The organism is Streptococcus sp. F0442 (genome assembly GCF_000314795.2).
GTDB lineage: Bacteria > Bacillota > Bacilli > Lactobacillales > Streptococcaceae > Streptococcus.
Map to the genome: position 1 here is coordinate 151,140 of NZ_KB373314.1, position 19,135 is coordinate 170,274.

The 19,135-nt window shown below is 42.4% G+C and carries 19 protein-coding genes; 18 read left to right on the plus strand and 1 reads right to left on the minus strand.

The features are described 5' to 3' along the window. Positions 1-10 precede the first annotated feature (10 nt). The 15 genes from HMPREF9186_RS00865 (at position 11) to HMPREF9186_RS00935 (ending at position 14,034) form a co-directional block, all read left to right on the plus strand. On the plus strand, positions 11-1,279 hold the full coding sequence (locus HMPREF9186_RS00865) for a dihydroorotase (RefSeq protein ID WP_009730944.1): 1,269 nt from the start codon (positions 11-13) through the stop codon (positions 1,277-1,279). Between the two features lie 14 nt (positions 1,280-1,293). After that, on the plus strand, positions 1,294-2,136 hold the full coding sequence (locus tag HMPREF9186_RS00870) for an SGNH/GDSL hydrolase family protein (protein WP_009730945.1): 843 nt from the start codon (positions 1,294-1,296) through the stop codon (positions 2,134-2,136). Continuing rightward, positions 2,105-2,737, plus strand: a complete 633-nt coding sequence (locus HMPREF9186_RS00875) for a YpmS family protein (protein WP_009730946.1) — start codon at positions 2,105-2,107, stop codon at positions 2,735-2,737. Before HMPREF9186_RS00870 ends, HMPREF9186_RS00875 begins: the two co-directional genes overlap by 32 nt. A gap of 284 nt (positions 2,738-3,021) precedes the next feature. Next, on the plus strand, positions 3,022-4,584 hold the full coding sequence (locus HMPREF9186_RS00880; protein WP_009730947.1) for a 2-isopropylmalate synthase: 1,563 nt from the start codon (positions 3,022-3,024) through the stop codon (positions 4,582-4,584). A 12-nt stretch (positions 4,585-4,596) separates the two neighbouring features. After that, positions 4,597-5,634, plus strand: a complete 1,038-nt coding sequence (leuB, locus tag HMPREF9186_RS00885) for a 3-isopropylmalate dehydrogenase (RefSeq protein ID WP_009730948.1) — start codon at positions 4,597-4,599, stop codon at positions 5,632-5,634. 1 nt (position 5,635) lies between these two features. Next, positions 5,636-5,914 carry a DUF1294 domain-containing protein gene (locus tag HMPREF9186_RS00890; RefSeq protein WP_009730949.1) on the plus strand — a complete coding sequence of 93 codons (279 nt, stop codon included), beginning with the start codon at positions 5,636-5,638 and terminating at the stop codon, positions 5,912-5,914. A gap of 24 nt (positions 5,915-5,938) precedes the next feature. Beyond that, positions 5,939-7,321 (plus strand): 3-isopropylmalate dehydratase large subunit, encoded by a 1,383-nt coding sequence (gene leuC / locus HMPREF9186_RS00895; RefSeq protein WP_009730950.1) that lies wholly within the window; start codon positions 5,939-5,941, stop codon positions 7,319-7,321. An 11-nt stretch (positions 7,322-7,332) separates the two neighbouring features. After that, positions 7,333-7,926, plus strand: coding sequence for a 3-isopropylmalate dehydratase small subunit (gene leuD, locus HMPREF9186_RS00900; protein ID WP_009730951.1), 594 nt, complete (start codon positions 7,333-7,335; stop codon positions 7,924-7,926). Positions 7,927-8,021: 95 nt separating this feature from the next. Beyond that, positions 8,022-8,807, plus strand: coding sequence for an L-threonylcarbamoyladenylate synthase (locus HMPREF9186_RS00905; protein WP_009730952.1), 786 nt, complete (start codon positions 8,022-8,024; stop codon positions 8,805-8,807). Between the two features lie 100 nt (positions 8,808-8,907). Continuing rightward, on the plus strand, positions 8,908-9,273 hold the full coding sequence (locus tag HMPREF9186_RS00910; protein ID WP_009730953.1) for a hypothetical protein: 366 nt from the start codon (positions 8,908-8,910) through the stop codon (positions 9,271-9,273). Between the two features lie 56 nt (positions 9,274-9,329). Next, positions 9,330-9,740 (plus strand): hypothetical protein, encoded by a 411-nt coding sequence (locus HMPREF9186_RS00915; protein ID WP_009730954.1) that lies wholly within the window; start codon positions 9,330-9,332, stop codon positions 9,738-9,740. A 486-nt stretch (positions 9,741-10,226) separates the two neighbouring features. Next, positions 10,227-11,003 carry an SDR family NAD(P)-dependent oxidoreductase gene (locus tag HMPREF9186_RS00920; protein WP_037613842.1) on the plus strand — a complete coding sequence of 259 codons (777 nt, stop codon included), beginning with the start codon at positions 10,227-10,229 and terminating at the stop codon, positions 11,001-11,003. Next, positions 11,000-12,142 (plus strand): glycosyltransferase, encoded by a 1,143-nt coding sequence (locus HMPREF9186_RS00925; RefSeq protein WP_009730956.1) that lies wholly within the window; start codon positions 11,000-11,002, stop codon positions 12,140-12,142. Before HMPREF9186_RS00920 ends, HMPREF9186_RS00925 begins: the two co-directional genes overlap by 4 nt. Next, on the plus strand, positions 12,135-12,791 hold the full coding sequence (locus HMPREF9186_RS00930; protein ID WP_009730957.1) for a hypothetical protein: 657 nt from the start codon (positions 12,135-12,137) through the stop codon (positions 12,789-12,791). Before HMPREF9186_RS00925 ends, HMPREF9186_RS00930 begins: the two co-directional genes overlap by 8 nt. Continuing rightward, on the plus strand, positions 12,751-14,034 hold the full coding sequence (locus HMPREF9186_RS00935; protein ID WP_009730958.1) for a glycosyltransferase: 1,284 nt from the start codon (positions 12,751-12,753) through the stop codon (positions 14,032-14,034). The genes HMPREF9186_RS00930 and HMPREF9186_RS00935 overlap by 41 nt, the downstream gene beginning before the upstream one ends. 80 nt (positions 14,035-14,114) lie before the next feature. On the opposite strand, the gene plsY is transcribed toward HMPREF9186_RS00935, so the two are convergent. Further along, complete coding sequence (gene plsY / locus HMPREF9186_RS00940; RefSeq protein WP_156801309.1) at positions 14,115-14,756, minus strand: glycerol-3-phosphate 1-O-acyltransferase PlsY; 642 nt, start codon at positions 14,754-14,756, stop codon at positions 14,115-14,117. A gap of 188 nt (positions 14,757-14,944) precedes the next feature. Here plsY and parE point away from each other — a divergent pair, with 188 nt between their 5' ends. The 3 genes from parE to HMPREF9186_RS00955 are packed head-to-tail and all read left to right on the plus strand — an operon-like array spanning position 14,945 to position 19,089. Beyond that, entirely contained in the window at positions 14,945-16,900 is a 1,956-nt protein-coding gene (gene parE, locus HMPREF9186_RS00945) for a DNA topoisomerase IV subunit B (RefSeq protein WP_009730960.1), read from the plus strand. 53 nt (positions 16,901-16,953) lie between these two features. Next, on the plus strand, positions 16,954-18,201 hold the full coding sequence (locus HMPREF9186_RS00950; RefSeq protein ID WP_009730961.1) for an SEC-C domain-containing protein: 1,248 nt from the start codon (positions 16,954-16,956) through the stop codon (positions 18,199-18,201). Positions 18,202-18,240: 39 nt separating this feature from the next. Then, positions 18,241-19,089 (plus strand): aminoglycoside 6-adenylyltransferase, encoded by an 849-nt coding sequence (locus HMPREF9186_RS00955; protein WP_009730962.1) that lies wholly within the window; start codon positions 18,241-18,243, stop codon positions 19,087-19,089. The last annotated feature ends 46 nt before the right edge of the window (positions 19,090-19,135 follow it).

Here is a 19,135-nt window from a genome sequence, read left to right on the forward strand (position 1 = left end):
GGAGAATGCAATGGTTGTCATTAAAAATGGTCGTGTCATGGATCCAAAGACCGGTTTGGATCAAGTCTGTGACCTTCGCATCGAAGGAAAGAAAATTGTAGAGATCGCTGAAAATCTTCCAACGGATGGACAAGAGGTCCTTGATGCCTCAGGTCTAGTGGTAGCTCCTGGTTTGATCGATGTGCACGTGCATTTTCGTGAACCCGGTCAAACCCATAAAGAAGACATCCATACAGGTGCTTTAGCAGCAGCTGCGGGTGGGTTTACCCGAGTGGTTATGATGGCCAATACCAATCCGACCATTTCAGATATTCCTACCTTAGAGGAAGTCTTAGCTTCTGCAGCCAAGGAAAATCTCCACATTCATACGGTTGCGACGGTGACCAAGAATTTTGACGGTCAACACCTGACAGATTTTGAAAGCTTGCTTAAGGCTGGTGCGGTAGGATTTTCAGATGATGGGATTCCCCTTCAAAGCACCAAGGTTGTCCGCCAAGCTTTGGAAGAAGCTAAGCGTCTAGGAACCTTTATTAGTCTGCATGAAGAAGACCCTGAGTTGAATGGCATTCTTGGGTTGAATGAGAACATTGCCAAGGAACATTTTCATGTCTGTGGAGCGACGGGTGTAGCTGAATACTCAATGGCAGCGCGGGATGCCATGATTGCCCATGCGACAGGTGCCCACCTCCATATCCAACACCTTTCTAAGGAAGAAAGTGTCAAGGTGGTGGAATTTGCCCAAGGATTAGGAGCTCATGTGACGGCAGAAGTGGCACCTCAACACTTTTCGAAAACCGAGAGTCTGCTCTTGACTAAAGGAAGCAATGCTAAGATGAATCCACCTCTTCGCTTGGAATCAGACCGTCTAGCAGTGATTGAAGGCTTGAAGTCAGGCGTCATCTCCGTGATTGCGACGGATCACGCGCCTCACCATGCGGATGAGAAGAATGTTCCTGATATTACCAAGGCCCCGTCTGGAATGACCGGTCTTGAAACCTCACTTTCTCTTGGTTTGACCTACTTGGTCCATGCAGGACATTTGAGCCTCATGCAATTGCTAGAAAAGATGTCCTATAATCCAGCACGTCTCTATGATTTTGATGCCGGCTATATTGCTGTGGATAGACCAGCAGATTTGACCCTCTTTGATCCGGAAGCAGATCGTCTGGTATCGGATCATTTCGCTTCAAAAGCGGGCAATTCACCATTTGTGGGTGAAACATTAAAAGGGAAAGTTGCTTATACAATCTGTGATGGACAAGTGATTTTCCAAGGATAAGTGATCGTATTCATATGAATCTTAAAAAAATGATGCAAGGCTTGGTTTTCTTTTTAACCAGCCTTCTTGTCTTTGTCTTTCTATTTCGTGCCCTGCTACCAACTGCGTCCCCTCGCATGACCAAGCCCAAAATGGCTACGAAAGAAGTCACCTATACTTATGTAGCTCTAGGAGATTCACTGACCGAAGGAGTAGGGGATAGCACCAAGCAAGGGGGCTTTGTCCCCATCCTTGCCCAAAGCCTGTCCAATGAAAATGACGGCCAGTACCAGACTGTTAACTATGGAGTCGCTGGAAATACAAGTGCTCAGATTTTAGAGCGGCTCACGAAGCAAACTGACCTTCAGAAGGATCTCAAGAAGGCGCGTGTCATGACCTTAACGGTTGGGGGAAATGATCTTCGAAAAATCATTGTCGATCATCTGAATGATTTTTCTCTTTCAGATATCCAAAAACCGCTCAAGAATTATACAGCTAACCTTAAAGAAATTATCACCAAGGCCAGAAAGGACAATCCTCATCTTCCTATTTATGTAGTGGGGATCTACAATCCTCTTTACCTGAATTTTCCTGAATTAACCAGTATTCAGGCGGCTGTAGATCGTTGGAATGAGACGACGGAAGAAACTATCGCGCAATTTGATCAGGTCTATTTCGTTCCGATCAATGATCTGCTCTATAAAGGAATTGATGGAAAAATGGGCGTATCAGAAATCAGTGACGGGAAGACAACCGTTATCAATGATGCCCTGTATGAAGAGGATAGTTTCCACCCCAACAATACGGGCTATGAAAAGATGAAACAAGCAATATTGGAGAAAATCAATGCCACGAAGAAAACTTGGAGTCAAAAATAATCCCATAAAAGAGAAGATCACCTTCCTTCAAAAAATTAATATTTGGAAATGGTTGTTTTTAGGCTTGGTCAGCCTTCTCTTAGCCGTCGTTATAGTCGTGCAAGGACGCTTAGCAAGTCCAAGAGAAGATGTTAGCCAGCTTCATCAGACAGTTAGGAGCAAAGATGTCAAAGTTGGGACTATGACGACTACCCGTGATCAACTCAATGACACCATCCAATCGCTTCTAAAAAAATATAAGCTGTCCGACTACAAGGTCTATGCAGATAATCAGCAAGTCCTTTTAGAGGGTCAGTTGAGTCTCTTAGGGAAAGACTACCCCTTATACATGTACTTTCAACCTTCCAAATTGGAAAACGGGAATATTCTCTTAACTGTGAAGGATTTTTCGGTAGGAAGCTTTCAAATTCCTCAAAAAATGGTTTTGCGACTTTTAAGCAAAAATAAAAATATCCCAGATTTTATCCAGATTTCGCCAAAGGAGTCTACCATTACCATTGTACTACCAGAAATTGACAATGACTTTGGACTCTATGCCAAGGCCAATACCATTGATCTCTATAATGACAAGATCGTTTTTGATTTGTATCAGAAGAAGTAGAGCGAAAGCTCTATTTTGTTTCTATTCAAAAAATTCAGAATATTGTAGAAAATTCTTGACATTGCTTTTTCCCTATGCTAAAATACTAAACAAGACATTGAACAAAGGAGAAAGTCAAACATGAAAACAGCTAAGTTTATTCAATTTGCTTTGTTGTTGAGGTATAAGGGCTAGTGCAGAAGCATTAGTCCTGTTTGGCTTACCAAGCGGGCAAAAACATCTCGCTTGGTTGACCGAGTGAGATGTTTTTCTTTATATCCACTACATAGAAATGAGGAGACCCTATGCGTAAAGTTGAATTTTTAGATACCAGTCTTCGGGATGGTGAACAGACTCCGGGAGTTAATTTTTCTATCAAAGAAAAGATTGCCATTGCCAAACAATTGGAAAAATGGGGCATTTCTGCTATTGAAGCAGGTTTTCCAGCAGCCAGTCCTGATTCCTTCACTGCTGTTCAAGAGATTGCGAAGGTCTTGACCAAGACAGCCGTGACAGGTTTGGCCCGTTCAGTCAAATCTGATATCGATGCTTGCTATGAAGCTTTGAAAGATGCCAAGTATCCGCAAGTTCACGTCTTTATCGCAACGAGCCCGATTCACCGGGAGTTTAAACTCAACAAGACCAAGGAAGAAATTCTTGAAGCGATCAAGGAACACGTTTCTTACGCTCGCTCAAAATTTGAGGTTGTGGAGTTCTCACCAGAAGATGCGACCCGGACGGAGTTGGATTTCCTCTTGCAAGTTGTCCAGACTGCGGTCGATGCTGGTGCTAGCTACATCAATATTCCTGATACAGTCGGTTTCACGACACCAGCAGAGTACGGAGCTATTTTCAAATACTTGATCGACCATGTCAAGACAGATCGTGAGATTATCTATTCCCCTCATTGCCATGATGATCTGGGAATGGCAGTCGCTAATAGCCTTGCCGCTGTCAAAAATGGAGCTGGTCGTGTCGAAGGAACCATCAATGGCATCGGGGAGCGGGCTGGAAATGCGGCACTTGAAGAAGTAGCGGTCGCTCTTAATATTCGCGAAGACTATTACCAGGTTGAAAGTCCGATTGTGCTCAATGAAACCATCAATACTTCTGAGTTAGTTTCTCGTTACTCTGGGATTCCAATTCCTAGAAACAAAGCGGTTGTTGGTGGTAATGCCTTCTCACACGAGTCAGGGATTCACCAAGATGGGGTTCTTAAAAATCCTCTTACCTACGAAATCATCACCCCTGAGTTGGTGGGTGTTAAGAGCAATAGTCTCCCTCTTGGAAAATTATCTGGTCGCCATGCCTTTGTCGAAAAATTGCATGAGTTGGGACTGGAATTCACAGAAGAAGACATCCAGCCATTGTTTGCGAAGTTCAAATCTTTGGCAGACAAGAAACACGAAATCACAGATGCCGATATCCGTGCCCTTGTTGCCGGTACTGCAGTGGAAAATCCAGAAGGATTCCAATTTAACGATCTCCGCTTGAGCACCAATGCAGACGAAACCATTACAGCAGCAGTTAGCCTCAGCAATGAAGAAGGGGAAGTTCTTGAATTCCTTGCCAATGGTCAAGGGTCGGTTGAAGCCATCTTTAATGCGATTGATAAATTCTTCAACCAAACCGTTCGCTTGACCTCTTACAATATCGATGCGGTGACTGATGGAATCGACGCTCAAGCCCGTGTCTTGGTATCGGTGGAAAATGTCGATACAGATACGATCTTCAATGCCTCTGGTTTGGATTTTGACGTATTGAAGGCATCTGCTATTGCTTATATCAATGCCAATACGCTGGTTCAAAAAGAGAATGCGGGTGAAATGGGACGAGCTGTCTCTTACCGGGATCTTCCACAAGCCTAAGAGGAAATGAACATGACAAAGAAAATTGTAACACTTGCAGGAGATGGGATTGGCCCTGAGATCATGGCAGCTGGACTAGAGGTTCTCGCAGCCGTTGCTCCCAAAATTGGCTTTGATTATATCCTAGAAGACAAACCTTTTGGGGGTGCTGGGATTGATGCCACTGGCCACCCACTTCCCCAAGATACTCTAGAAGCAGCTAAAGGAGCGGATGCTATTCTTCTCGCAGCCATCGGGAGTCCTGAGTATGACCATGCTCCTGTTCGTCCAGAACAAGGGTTGCTCGCTATTCGCAAGGAATTAAATCTTTTTGCAAATATTCGACCTGTACGGATTTTTGACGCCTTGAAACACCTGTCTCCTTTGAAACCAGAGCGTATCGAGGGTGTCGACTTCGTGGTTGTGCGTGAATTGACAGGTGGGATTTACTTTGGAGAGCATATTTTGAAAGAAGATACAGCGCGCGATATCAATGATTACAGTACAGAAGAAATCCGTCGGATTATGCGCCAAGCCTTCAAGATTGCGCAAGGACGTGGCAAGAAAGTGACCAGTATCGATAAGCAAAATGTCCTTGCAACGTCTAAATTGTGGCGCCAAGTAGCAGAAGAAGTTGCCAAAGAATTTCCAGATGTGACTTTAGAGCACCAGCTTGTAGACAGTGCAGCCATGATCATGATTACCAATCCAGCTCGCTTTGATGTTGTCGTAACAGAGAATCTATTTGGAGATATCTTATCTGACGAATCGAGTGTCCTTCCTGGAACACTAGGTGTGATGCCGTCTGCCAGTCATTCTGACCAAGGACCAAGTATGTACGAACCGATTCATGGTTCAGCACCAGATATTGCTGGTCAAGGTATTGCCAATCCGATTTCCATGATCCTCTCCGTTTCCATGATGCTCCGAGACAGTTTTGGAGAAACAGCAGGTGCAGAAATGATCGAAGAAGCGGTCAATCAAACCTTGAATCAGGGGATTTTAACCCGAGATCTAGGTGGTCAGGCTTCGACTGCAGAGATGACAGCAGCTATCATAAGGAATCTCTAAGATGACTTGGAGAGATCGCTGTTTAATGGTCATTGCTCTTTGGAATGGTATGGTCTTTCTGACCTATGGCTTAGATAAGCGAAAAGCCATTCAAAACAGATGGCGGATTCCTGAAAAGGTCCTCTTACTCGAGAGCTGGCTACTTGGTGGATTTGGATCTCTTATAGGTGGGCATCTCTTTCACCACAAGGTACGAAAATGGTATTTCCAAGTCACCTGGTGGATGAGTAGCCTTCTCTTAGCAGGTATCCTCTTTCTAATCCTTCAATGGATTCCCTAGCAACAAGATAAATGGAGAAAGACGATGAGTGGAAAATCTATCTTTGATAAACTTTGGGACCGCCACGTGATTACAGGAGTGGAAGGGCAACCCCAACTCATGTACGTGGACCAACACTATATCCACGAAGTGACGAGTCCGCAAGCCTTTCAAGGATTACGGGATGCAGGACGCAAGGTTCGACGACCCGATTTAACCTTTGGAACCTTTGATCATAATGTTCCAACGGTCAATATTTTTGATATCCGAGATGTCATTTCAAAGGCCCAGATTGATAAATTAGCTGAGAATGTAGTAGAATTTGGGATTGATCATGCAGGTCACGGTTCTGCTAAGCAAGGAATCGTGCATATGGTGGGTCCTGAAACTGGTCGGACCCAGCCAGGAAAATTTATTGTCTGTGGAGACAGCCACACCGCAACCCACGGAGCCTTCGGAGCCATTGCTTTTGGAATTGGAACTAGTGAAGTGGAGCATGTCTTTGCCACCCAAACCCTCTGGCAAGTCAAACCAAAGAAGATGTTGGTCGAATTCACCGGTACCCCACAAAAAGGGATCTATTCAAAAGATTACATTTTAGCTTTGATAGCGCATTATGGTGTTGCGTGTGGAGTTGGCTATGTCGTAGAGTATCGAGGAGAAGCGATTGATCGCTTGACCATGGAAGAACGCATGACCATCTGCAATATGTCGATCGAGTTTGGATCCAAAATGGGGATCATGAATCCAGATGAGACGACCTTTGACTATCTTCGGGGACGCGAATGTGTGCCAAGTGATTTTGAGGCCGCAGTAGCTGACTGGAAGACTCTGGTCAGTGATGACGATGCCGTTTATGACAAGGTCATCCGTATGGATGTATCCGAATTAGCTCCGATGGTGACTTGGGGGACAAATCCTTCTATGGGAGTAGACTTTGAGACACCCTTCCCAGAGATTCGTGACATGAATGATGAACGGGCTTATCATTATATGGATTTAGAGCCTGGTCAAAAACCAGCAGACATTGAATTGGGCTATATCTTTATCGGTTCCTGTACCAATGCGCGTCTCAGTGATTTAGAGCTAGCGTCCAAGTTTGTGAAAGGCAAAAAAATCGCGCCTAACTTAACAGCTATTGTCGTACCTGGCTCTCGTCCAGTAAAGCAAGCCGCTGAAAAGTTGGGTTTGGATCAAATCTTTATGGATGCAGGCTTTGAATGGCGTGATCCAGGTTGCTCCATGTGTCTCGGGATGAACCCAGACAAGGTGCCGGATGGCGTCCACTGTGCCTCTACTAGCAACCGGAACTTTGAAGACCGCCAAGGATTTGGGGCTAAAACCCATCTCTGTAGCCCCGCTATGGCCGCTGCAGCAGCAATTGCCGGTCGCTTTGTCGATGTGCGCCAAATGCCTGAAGTCCAGTAAAAGGAGGAAGCATGGAGAAATTTACCATTTATACGGGAACTGCGGTTCCCTTGATGAACGATAATATTGATACCGACCAAATCCTCCCCAAACAATTCTTAAAGCTGATTGATAAAAAAGGCTTTGGTAAATACCTCATGTACGCTTGGCGCTACTTGGATAATCAATATACAGAAGATCCAGATTTTATCTTTAACAAGCCGGAATACCGGCAGGCAACTATTTTGATCACTGGCGACAATTTTGGGGCTGGCTCCTCTCGGGAGCACGCTGCCTGGGCTTTAGCTGATTATGGCTTTAAAGTCGTTATCGCCGGCTCTTTTGGAGATATCCATTACAATAATGAACTCAATAATGGCATGCTTCCTATTGTGCAACCGCTAGAAGTTCGTCAAAAATTGGCAAGCTTGAAGCCGACAGATCCAGTGACGGTGGATTTGGAAGAGCAGAAAATCATCTCACCTGTTGGAGAGTTTTGCTTTGAGATCGATCAAGATTGGAAGCATAAATTGCTCAACGGGTTGGATGATATCGGGATTACGCTTCAGTACGAAGACTTGATCGCAGCATATGAGAAGAATCGACCAGCTTACTGGCAATCATAAAATTGTATACTTAATTACGAATTTTCTGAAAATATATTGAAATTGAGACTAGTTTTTGATACAATACTAAAAAGAATAGAAAAGGAAAGAGACTTATGACAAAACACATTCAATGGGACGGACAACTTTCACAAGAAGGATTTGATATTTTGAAAGGAGAGGGTGGCTGTATCGTCTGCCCTACAAAAGTTGGCTACATCATCATGACCAGCGACAAGGCTGGATTGGAACGGAAGTTCGAAGCCAAAGAACGCAACCGTAACAAACCTGGTGTAGTTCTCTGTGGAAGTATGGATGAACTTCGTGCCCTTGCGCAATTGAATCCTGAAATCGAAGCCTTCTACCAAAAACATTGGGATGAAGATATCTTGCTTGGTTGTATCCTTCCTTGGCGGGAAGATGCTTATGCAAAATTGCAAGCTTTCGGAGATGGACGTGAAGAACTTATGACAGACGTTCGTGGAACCAGCTGTTTTGTCATCAAATTTGGTAAAGCTGGTGAGCAAATCGCTAAAGAAATGTGGGAAAAAGAAGGCAAGATGGTTTATGCTTCATCCGCAAACCCTTCAGGTAAAGGAAACCGCGGGAAAGTCGAAGGAATCGGTGAGCGCATCGAAGGTGCTGTGGACTTGGTTATCGAAGCCGACGATTATGTTGCTTCTATCCAACCAGATAAAACAATTGAAACGCGCTATGAACAAGGTGTGATGGTCTCTATGGTGGATGCAGAAGGAAACCTCATCCCAGAACAAGGAGCAGGTAGCCGTTCTGTCAATACTTGTCCAGTCGTGATCCGTAAAGGATTGGATATCGATAAGATCATGATGCACTTATCCGATCATTTCAACTCTTGGAACTTCCGCCAAGGGGAATACTATTAAGAAACAGAAAAATGCATTCCACTTTGGGATGCTCTTTTTGTGAAAGGATAAAAGATGGTATAATAGAGACAAACGATGTTCCAATAGAAAGAGAATTGGTATGATCTCCAGAAAAGCATTTATCGATAAAGTAAATCAGGAAGGTTTTTCATTCAACATTCAAATCCCATGGTGGTGGTATAAAGACTTCAAGTTATTGGTTTGGAAAAAAAGGCTCTCTGAGGAGCAACTCTATCAGCTATTTCTTTCACTTTGTAGGGAGATAGAAGACCGGAGAATGCAAGCGGTAGCGGATAAGAGGAAGTATCAGACTGGATTTTATGTCGCTGCATGCAATGGTCGCGAGTTTCGCTTTGAGTTTGTATTCAAAAAGAATCAACAACTAAGAGTTTTTAATCTATTTGAGACAGTCAATGGTCGGAAGAAACTAACCTTGATGGATTTGCTTGATTACATAATGGATTGACGATTTATAGAAACAGTAAGGGTTCACTACAGATTGATAAAAGAAAGAGTGGTTCTATGATTTCAAGAGATGAATTTTTAGAAAGAATGAATCGGGAGGGATTTTCATTTAGCATTGAAATCCCGCGCAGAAATTTTTCGGATTTTAAATCATTGGTTCGGAGAAGAAGAATTTCAGAAGAAGACCTCTATCAGCTGTTTTACAACTATTGTCAGGAACTAGAAAACTGTCTGAAAGAAGCAGGAGAGAAACGACGCTTGCTCTTCAATAAATTTCCAGTTAGTCCTGTTCATGATAAATATAAAACAAAATTTGATACAGTGGCACCGAATGGACGCGAATTCCGCTTTGAGTTTGTCTTTAGTAATGACAATCGTTTAAAAGTTTATCACATAATCGAAACTGTTAATGGTCGTAGGAAAAAAACTCCTATGGAAATACTGATGGACTTAGTCGATGCTTTATAGTGGATATTGATTTAAGAATAAAAAAAAGTATTTTTACTGAGGCTAAAGCTTAGATAACCAGGCAGCATAAAAAAAGCTGCCTTTCTCTTTGTTCAAACCTTAACGTTAGTGACTCGTCATAAATCTTTCAAGGAGGGATTTGTTTTACTTGTTACCATTCTTAGAGGGATCTTCATATTTTTTACACCAATCCTTCCAATTTTCAGTGGATGATGGTCTTCTCCATCCTTCTTTGAGTCTCTATAACAAGGACTAGGATAGAGGGGCTAAACATTTCTTCTCCATCTTTTATTAGACGCAAACCGACCTCTCCTATTTGATTGCCTACCAGCTAGTAGTTATCGAAGTACGGTTTGGAAATAGACAAAAGGTAAAAGGACTCTATTTTTGCGATAGAGACTTTTTTTATAAGTAGGGGTTGAACCGTAAAGTTAGAATATGGTAGTAGGAGTTTTCTAACTGGTTGAAATTTGGTACACTAGAGCTATGAAGATGGAAGATACAATTAATAAAGCGATCATTTTAGGGGCTACAGGAGGGATTGGCCGGCAGCTAGCGAAAGAACTGGCAAGAAGTCTGGATTATCTGGTCTTAGTGGGTCGAGATGCTGATAAACTCTCCCAAGTCAAAAAAGAACTAACTGGGAGCAAGGCGAAACTGTCAATCCTAACATTAGATATGCTAGATCAAATGGCACTAGAAGCTTTTGTAGAGAACCTAGATGCAGATCTTCTTGTCAATTGTGCGGGATTAGCCTATTTTTCCCGTGGAAGTGACCTTGATTCAGCCAATGAGCAAGACCTCTGGCAAGTCAATTACCACGCTCCGGTCCAACTAATTAAGCAGTTAGTGCAAAAGAATCAGAAGATCCACTTGGTGCAGCTGTCATCTCTGGCTGCTCTTTTTCCTCATCCCTATCTAGCAGCCTACAGTGCCAGTAAGGCTGCCTTGCAGACCTACACTCTTGCTCTCCAGGAGGAACTGAGGCAATCAGATTCCCCGGTCCAGCTAGGTCTCTATATTCTTGGACCAGTCCAAACAGCTATTTTTCCTCCCAAACTTGTAGAAGCATTGGGTGGCAGTCGCTTACAGATGAAGCCCAAGAAAGTCGCTCAGCAGTTGATCCGATTTATAGAAAGGGATACTTCCTATGCGATTATCGGCCTTCGCTATCGCTTGCTCGTTTTGCTAGGTCGTCTGCTTCCCCAAAGATGGATTATTCGCCTCCTTGCAAGGTATTTACGAAAGGGATTAAATAGATGAAATTTGTATTTATATTTTTAGGCGTTTCTTATCTTCTCTTATTTCTCGTCCGTTGGTTGCTGTCCTTTACTTATTATAAAAAAGGTCAGGCTCATTCTGCTGATTTCCCAGAAGAGCTTTTTACAGTGGTCCAACCAATTCTCTCTGGTGATCCTCGTTTAGAGAGTGATTTGCGGGCTAATCTTCAGCAAACAGAAGCAGTGGAATTCTACTGGTTGATTGACCAGTCTGATATAGAAGCCCAACGAGTAGCAGATCAGATTTACCAAGAGGCTTCCTTTGCCCAACGCATTCGAATCTTTCTCATTGAAGACGTCCCTCAAGGTATTAATCCCAAGAGTTACAAGATTGAGCAGGTTGTAGAGGAGCTAACTCGGCCTTATCTGATTGTTTTGGACGATGATAGTGTGATTGATTTTTCTAAAATGGGTGAGCTAACTGCCTATTTGGGTCAAGAGGTCATTCTGACAGGTATTCCTTATAACCAGGAGAGAAGCAATTTCTGGTCCAAGCTGGTCGCAGCATTCGTTAATGGCAATTCTTTTATTACCTATTTTACTATGGCAGAAGTTGAGGCAAATCACTCCATCAACGGGATGTTTTATATCCTACCGGTAGAACTTGCAAAAGAACAGGGGCTTTTCACAGCGATTAAGGATTATCTATGTGATGATTTAGCCGTGGCCGATTTTTTAAGGAGTAAAGGAGTATCCATTATCCAAACACGGGTCACCTGTAATGTTCGAACCACTATCAAGGATGCCAAGCAATATCTGCTCCAGATGAAGCGTTGGCTTCTCTTTAGCTCTATCTATCTCAAAGAACACATGGACTGGAAGGTCTTTTTCCTCATAGGTTTACCGAGTTTTCTGCCTCTTCCAGGGTTAATCCTAAGTCTTTTTTTAGGTTGGCCTTATCTTCTTCTAGTCTTTGTCTTACTGGGATTCAAGGCAGTATGGATGCTCCTCTATCGACAAAGCATTCTATCCAATCGCCTACACTTGGATGAAGTCATCTACGAAGTGATGAATGATTTTCTGCTTCCTTGGCTGTTTATCTGTGTTCTAATGACTCCTCCTGTGATTCATTGGCGGGGGCGGAAGATTCGAGTGACGGATGGAAAGATTCGTTATGAGTAAGATGAAGTCCTATCTAGACCGTTTGTCTGCTTTGTCTCCTGATCAGACCATGCTAGACTCTGATCGCTTGGTTCTCTTTCTTAGTGGGAGCAGTGATATTACTTGTGCCGGGTTGACAGCTGGGCAGTTAGATCTCCTCCATGCTATTTGTCCTTCCGGTTACTCAGTAGTAGCCAGCAATTTTCCCTTCAATCAAGATTTTGAACATATAAATTCTCCGCAAGTATCCCTCTTGTTGGCTGCTACATCCAATGTTATCTACTATTGGCATACGATTTTGAACTTTCGTTTCCAAAAGTTGTTACAGGAGCACTTGTCTCCCTTGTTGGAAGCGCAGGAAGTAGTGCTTGTTTGTAAGAGTTCAGGGGTCAATATGCTGACCCAGTGGCTCAGAAGTTTAGGGAATCAGGTCACCCTTCCAAGATTGCGCGTGATAGCGCTTGGCCTGGTTTCCCAGCTTCTCTTACGTCAAAAGGAACTAGAGCTACTGGTCATCAAAGGAAAGAAAGATCCTTATTCACGTATTCTGGATCGCCACTCAGCGGATTTTCAGGTGGATACGGATTATTATAGCTATAAATACAGAGAAGATGTGAAAGGAATCATCTATGACTGGATTAGCAAAAGTGATAAAAATCGATGTAATTAGCGTCCCCTTTAGTGGCCATTTATTTCCCACCTTGACCCTAGTGAAGCCCTTGCTGGAGGATCCTCGTTTTCAGATCCGTGTCATTACAGGTTTTCAGAAAAAGGCATTGGTTGAGCAGATTGGTTTTGACTGCCTTGCCTTGTTTCCTGACCGACCGACAGTGATGGAAGATATAGCCAATACAGCCAAGCAAGCAAATCTATTGATCATGTACCAACAATTAATGGCCAATAGCAGACTGATCCCTGAGGTTTTCGACGAAATAAATCGAATTTGGGAGGCTGAAGGAAGACCAGACTTGGTTATTGCAGATTTTGTAGCAGCTCCTGCAGGTATGTTAGCTGATCGTTTGGAAATTCCCTGGATTACGACCATTCCAAGTCCAGTAGCGATTGAAAGTCGTACGACAACCCCTGCATATCTGGGAGGCTGGAAACCGCATCAGGGCATCTTCTATAAGTGGAGAGATGCACTAGGCAGGAAAGTCATTCGTTTGGCAAAGAAGGCTGGATTTGCTCTGGTTAAGAAGAATCTCGATACCCTAGAGGGTTTCAAATTGTATCGCGAAGATGGGACAGAAGCGATCTATTCTCCCTATTCAATCTTGGCTCTGGGCATGAAAGAGTTGGAGTTTCGAGACGATTTTCCATCCCAGCTTAAATGGGTTGGTTATCGCTGTCTATCTTTTGACAGACTTCCTCAAGAGCAGAAGCAGTATTTCACTAGCTCTAACAAGCGGGTCTTCGTCACTTGCGGGACTCATTTAAAATGGGAAAAAGAGCGGATGGTGGAGTATGCAAAGCTTTTGAGCCAAGAATATCCTGACTATGTCTTTTACGTTACCCTAGGCGACCCTAGTGGTTTGGAGCATCCACCTAGCATGTTGTCGGAAAATCTTCTGATCTTTGATTACCTCCCTTATTCAGATGTTTTAGATCAAATGGACTTTGCCATTCATCATGCAGGTGCAGGGATCATGATGGGTTGTATTGATCTTGGGATTCCAAGTTTGATTTTGCCCCAGGACTATGATCAGTTTGACAATGCAGTTCGGGCTGAGTTATTCCAAATAGGTTTGGTCTCTCGTAAAAAAACGGAATCCGAAGTCTTGCGCTTATTTAATGAATTGGTTTCTAGGGAAGATTGGACTCATCTAAAGGTCCTCGCTCAACAAAGCAAGGCTTATCAACCAACAGAGATTCTTTATCAAGAAATAGAGAGACTCTTGAAAGTGAGGTTATAGAAGTAGTGGAGGGGAGACTTCTGTTTGCTTTCTTTCGGAGACCTTCTATTGATGAACATAAAAAAACTAGAGCAAAAGCCCTAGTCTTTTTGTTTTTGATGGGTAATGTTTTTGCCCCAGGTGACGATATTTTCATCCTTGTTGAGGATTCGTTTGATATTGTCCTTATGACGGATGATAATCAAGGTCGCCAGTGCGAGGACGATAATGGTAAAGATGATATCGTAGCTCGGGAGGATCCAACCAGTCAATGGGAGAATGAGGACCCCAATACTAGCCAAGATTGCCACGGTCACACTGGAAAAGGAAATCATACTTGTCAGATAGAGGCTGCTAAAGAAATAAATGGCTAGGATAAAGAGGAAGAGAGGAGAGAATCCGATGAGGACACCAGCACTGGTCGCTACTGCCTTGCCACCTTTAAAGCCTGCAAAAATTGGGAAGGTATGACCGATGACCGCTAGAAGACCAAAGACCATTGGAGAAATCCCTGTAACCCCAAAAATAGTCGGCAATAAAACGGCCAAGGTTCCTTTAAGGAAGTCAACCGCAAAGACGACCAGACCAGCCTTCGTCCCTAGGATACGGAAGGTATTGGTGGTCCCTGTATTTCCAGAACCGTGTTCACGTAGATTGATGTTAAAGAAGGCTTTTCCTATCCACAAACCAGAAGGGATAGAACCTAATAAGTATGCTAATACGAGTAAAAGAATTGTTTTCATCATAGTTTCATTATATCAAAAATGCTTTGAATGAAAAAGAAAATTTCTAGCTGAAGTGTCACATCGGATAGTCGGTTTAAGCTAATCGTACTTAAATAGGCTAATTAAAGGGAGAGAAGAAAGAAAAATTTTGCAAAATTTCCTAAAAAGCTGTAATATAGAAAAGATGAACAAACAGGAGGTTCCTTGTGTCTAAAAAGGAAATCAACATTAATAATTACAATGACGATGCCATTCAGGTACTAGAAGGGTTGGATGCGGTCCGTAAACGTCCAGGGATGTATATTGGATCGACAGACGGAAATGGTCTCCACCATTTGGTCTGGGAAATTGTCGACAATGCTGTCGATGAAGCTCTATCTGGTTTTGGTTCTCAAATTGACGTTACCATCAACAAAGACGGGTCCTTATCTGTAGCGGACCAAGGTCGGGGGATGCCGACAGGGATGCATGCTATGGGGAAACCAACCGTTGAGGTCATCTTTACGATCCTCCACGCTGGAGGGAAGTTTGGTCAAGGGGGCTATAAGACCTCTGGTGGTCTCCACGGAGTGGGATCTTCCGTCGTGAACGCCCTCTCTAGCTGGCTTGAGGTTGAGATTACCCGTGATGGAGCAGTCTACAAGCAACGCTTTGAAGATGGTGGAAAACCTGTTACCACTCTTGAGAAGATAGGAACGGCTCCTAAGTCTAAGACTGGGACCAAGGTTACCTTCATGCCGGATCCTACGATCTTCTCAACGACGGATTTCAAGTTTAATACCATTGCGGAACGGATCAAAGAATCAGCCTTCTTGCTCAAGGATGTAACGCTGACACTGACTGATCTCCGTAAGGAAGAAGACAACCATGTGGCCTTCCATTACGAGAATGGGGTCCAGGATTTCGTTGAGTACTTAAATGAAGATAAGGAAACCTTGACGCCGGTTCTCTACTTTAATGGAGAATCAGAAGGCTTCCAAGTAGAAGTCGCTCTCCAGTACAATGATGGCTATTCTGACAATATCTTGTCCTTCGTCAATAATGTCCGCACTAAAGATGGGGGAACCCATGAGACAGGACTCAAGACAGCCATTACCAAGGCCATGAACGACTATGCAAGAAAGACAGGACTTCTCAAAGAAAAAGACAAGAACCTAGAAGGATCCGACTATCGTGAAGGTCTTTCAGCTGTTCTTTCGATCTTGGTTCCAGAAGCCCATTTGCAGTTTGAAGGGCAGACCAAGGACAAACTAGGAAGTCCACTTGCACGACCAGTCGTCGACGGGATTGTCGCTGACAAGTTGACCTTCTTCCTCATGGAAAATGGGGAATTAGCTTCCAATCTGATTCGCAAGGCTATTAAGGCCCGGGATGCGCGTGAAGCAGCTCGGAAGGCGCGTGATGAGAGTCGTAATGGGAAGAAGAATAAGAAGGACAAGGGGCTCTTATCTGGTAAATTGACCCCGGCCCAGTCCAAGAATGCTGCCAAGAATGAACTCTACCTAGTCGAAGGGGACTCAGCCGGTGGATCGGCTAAGCAAGGTCGGGACCGCAAGTTCCAGGCCATCCTTCCACTTCGAGGGAAGGTTCTCAATACTGAGAAGGCCAACATGAGCGATATCCTCAAAAACGAGGAAATCAACACCATGATCTATACCATCGGTGCTGGAGTTGGGGCTGACTTTACGATCGAAGATGCCAACTATGACAAGATTATCATTATGACCGATGCGGATACGGATGGAGCACACATTCAGACCTTGCTTCTAACATTCTTCTACCGGTATATGCGCCCCTTGGTTGAAGCAGGACGGGTCTATATCGCCATGCCTCCTCTTTACAAGATGTCTAAAGGCAAAGGGAAGAAAGAAGAAGTGGCTTATGCTTGGACAGATAGCGAATTGGAAGACCTACGTCGGACCTTTGGCCGTGGAGCAACCCTCCAACGTTACAAAGGGTTGGGGGAAATGAATGCCGATCAGCTTTGGGAAACCACCATGAATCCAGAAACTCGAACCTTGATCCGTGTTACCATTGATGATCTAGCGCGTGCAGAACGCCGTGTCTCAGTCCTCATGGGCGATAAGGCAGCTCCACGCCGCCAATGGATTGAAGATAACGTTAAGTTTACGCTTGAGGAGAGTGGGGAAGTTGTTTTTTAAGTAAGGAGCCAAAATAAAATATAAAAGATGCTTTAAAAAAAGGAAGTTGAAGTATGTGTATCAAAAGAAATGATAAATGTCCATGTAATTCAGGAAAAAAATACAAACATTGTCATTTGGTAATTGAGAAGCTAAAGAAGCAAATGGAACGAAATAATCTTCATGCTATTTCTATAACTGATAGAAAAAAACTTCAAGCTTTCGACCGAGATAATATGAAGCGTTTTTTTGAATCTAAAGGAAAAAAATGTCAATTTCCTAATTGCGATAGGAAACCTATTAAATCTCATACTTTTCCTAGGAATTTATTAGAAAAACAGATTGCAGGAAGAACTAATAACGGATATTCTGTTTTTTCTACCGATATTAAAAGTATTATTAGTAATTTACAAAATCCTGATTTGCATAATGAATTATTTTATGAAATCAATATAAATGACGCAGGTACTATGCCACTATTTTGTAAAGAACATGATAGTCATATTTTTTCACCAATAGAAATTTTAAAACCGATTCCTTCTGTCAAACAGTATTTGTTTTTGTATTCTTATCGTTTCTTTTTATATCATTATTTAAAAGAAAACTACGCTCTGAAAGCAGCATATGAAGATACACTTGATTCAGAAAAAGGAGTCGGGAAATCACTTTCTTCAGTTATAACCCAAAAAAGGAATATTATTTATGATAATGCAATAAAAATAGCAAACACCAAAACTAATATATCAAATTTAGAAGTATTAAAAACCAAATTTGATAAAGTAATTAAGAAAATTCCATTAACTGATACTGAAATTGATAGACATTTTAAAGTATATGCATTTAAATTAAAAAATAAACCAATAAAATGGTGTGGTGCAGGTTGTACAGAGATTTCTTATAACGATTCTTTGGTCACGAAACATTTGGGATGTAGTTTTGGTTTAATTCCAAATAATAAAGTTTTTTCAGCATATTTTTATTGTGTAGTACCAAATGAAGAAAATGACTATTTAAATGACAAATTGTTAAAATTGCTTAAAGATGAATATGTTAATTATAATAACGGAGAAAATGACAGTTTATTTGAAAATATAATTAAGTATTATATTTTTGATAGTTCTGAAAATATAATTGTTTCTCCTGATTTAATTGATAAATTAAAGAGAAAAAGTGTTTATGATTCTGAAAATAAAATCTTTAGATATAGTCAGTATGATAGTCTTATAGATGCCAACCATTTATTAACACAAGTTAAGGGGATAGATGACAGTGAAAAACGTAATAAAGCTTTTAAAATATTAAGTAAAGTTGAATTATTTTGATGCTAGTTATTAATATAATTGAAATTATAAAACAATAATATGATAAAAAAAGAACTAAATGGAGTGTATCGTAACTGCGATGATAAAATAATGGATCTGATCTTGCAGATAGCTGAGAACTTGCAAGCGGAAGCAGTGGCTTTATCCGGATCCCGAACGAATCCTCAGTCCCCAAAAGATGAGTTTCAAGATTATGATGTGGTTTATATTGTTGATAATCTAGAAGGCCTGATTTCTGATTTATCATGGCTGGACCAGTTTGGAAAACGCATCATTGAGCAAAATGTTATTCTAGGACATCGTCATCTTTACCTCATGCTCTTTGAAGATGGCAATCGCATCGATTTGACCCTCTGTCCCAAGGAACACATCCAAGAGTGGGTGGACAGCGAGGCAGGTTTCAGAGTGCTAAAAGACGAAAAAGGTTTGTTTGAAGCCTATCAGCCTAATGCCAAGCGCTACTGGACCGCTCCGCCCTCCGAAGAGGAATTTGCAGCATCCTGCAATGAATTTTGGTGGGTATCGGCTTATGTCGTCAAAGGGATACGAAGAAATCAGCTCATCTATGCGACTGATCACCTCTATGGCATTTGCCAGCAAGAACTCTTGAAGATCTTGGCTTGGCAGGTGACAAGTGATAGGGGAGCAGTTGATATCGAAAAGAACTACAAGTATCTTTTTAACTACTTGCCTGCTGAGAAGGAGAAGGAATTCTCTGCTCTCCTTGATTTTTCAAGTATAGAGAAAATCACTCAGTCTTTATTAGCTACTATGAGTCTCTTTCATAGAGAAGCGCAAGATTTAGCCAAGAAGATGGGCTTTGACTATGATAAGGAAGTGGCTAAGAAGATGATGGTTTATGCCGAGGAAAAACTGTCGAATCATTAATCCAATCAACTATTTTAAACATCTTAAACTACAGAAAGAAGTCTTT

Excerpts from the sequence above, each read along its gene's own strand:
- HMPREF9186_RS00875 (WP_009730946.1), top strand. The coding sequence starts at position 2,105 with ATGCCACGAAGAAAACTTGGAGTCAAAAATAATCCCATAAAAGAGAAG.
- HMPREF9186_RS00935 (WP_009730958.1), top strand. The coding sequence starts at position 12,751 with ATGACTGGATTAGCAAAAGTGATAAAAATCGATGTAATTAGCGTCCCC.
- HMPREF9186_RS00870 (WP_009730945.1), top strand. The coding sequence starts at position 1,294 with ATGAATCTTAAAAAAATGATGCAAGGCTTGGTTTTCTTTTTAACCAGC.
- HMPREF9186_RS00915 (WP_009730954.1), top strand. The coding sequence starts at position 9,330 with ATGATTTCAAGAGATGAATTTTTAGAAAGAATGAATCGGGAGGGATTT.
- leuD (WP_009730951.1), top strand. The coding sequence starts at position 7,333 with ATGGAGAAATTTACCATTTATACGGGAACTGCGGTTCCCTTGATGAAC.
- leuB (WP_009730948.1), top strand. The coding sequence starts at position 4,597 with ATGACAAAGAAAATTGTAACACTTGCAGGAGATGGGATTGGCCCTGAG.
- HMPREF9186_RS00955 (WP_009730962.1), top strand. The coding sequence starts at position 18,241 with ATGATAAAAAAAGAACTAAATGGAGTGTATCGTAACTGCGATGATAAA.
- HMPREF9186_RS00950 (WP_009730961.1), top strand. The coding sequence starts at position 16,954 with ATGTGTATCAAAAGAAATGATAAATGTCCATGTAATTCAGGAAAAAAA.
- HMPREF9186_RS00865 (WP_009730944.1), top strand. The coding sequence starts at position 11 with ATGGTTGTCATTAAAAATGGTCGTGTCATGGATCCAAAGACCGGTTTG.
- HMPREF9186_RS00890 (WP_009730949.1), top strand. The coding sequence starts at position 5,636 with ATGACTTGGAGAGATCGCTGTTTAATGGTCATTGCTCTTTGGAATGGT.
- HMPREF9186_RS00880 (WP_009730947.1), top strand. The coding sequence starts at position 3,022 with ATGCGTAAAGTTGAATTTTTAGATACCAGTCTTCGGGATGGTGAACAG.
- HMPREF9186_RS00910 (WP_009730953.1), top strand. The coding sequence starts at position 8,908 with ATGATCTCCAGAAAAGCATTTATCGATAAAGTAAATCAGGAAGGTTTT.
- HMPREF9186_RS00925 (WP_009730956.1), top strand. The coding sequence starts at position 11,000 with ATGAAATTTGTATTTATATTTTTAGGCGTTTCTTATCTTCTCTTATTT.
- plsY (WP_156801309.1), bottom strand. The coding sequence starts at position 14,756 with ATGAAAACAATTCTTTTACTCGTATTAGCATACTTATTAGGTTCTATC.
- HMPREF9186_RS00930 (WP_009730957.1), top strand. The coding sequence starts at position 12,135 with ATGAGTAAGATGAAGTCCTATCTAGACCGTTTGTCTGCTTTGTCTCCT.
- HMPREF9186_RS00920 (WP_037613842.1), top strand. The coding sequence starts at position 10,227 with ATGAAGATGGAAGATACAATTAATAAAGCGATCATTTTAGGGGCTACA.
- HMPREF9186_RS00905 (WP_009730952.1), top strand. The coding sequence starts at position 8,022 with ATGACAAAACACATTCAATGGGACGGACAACTTTCACAAGAAGGATTT.
- leuC (WP_009730950.1), top strand. The coding sequence starts at position 5,939 with ATGAGTGGAAAATCTATCTTTGATAAACTTTGGGACCGCCACGTGATT.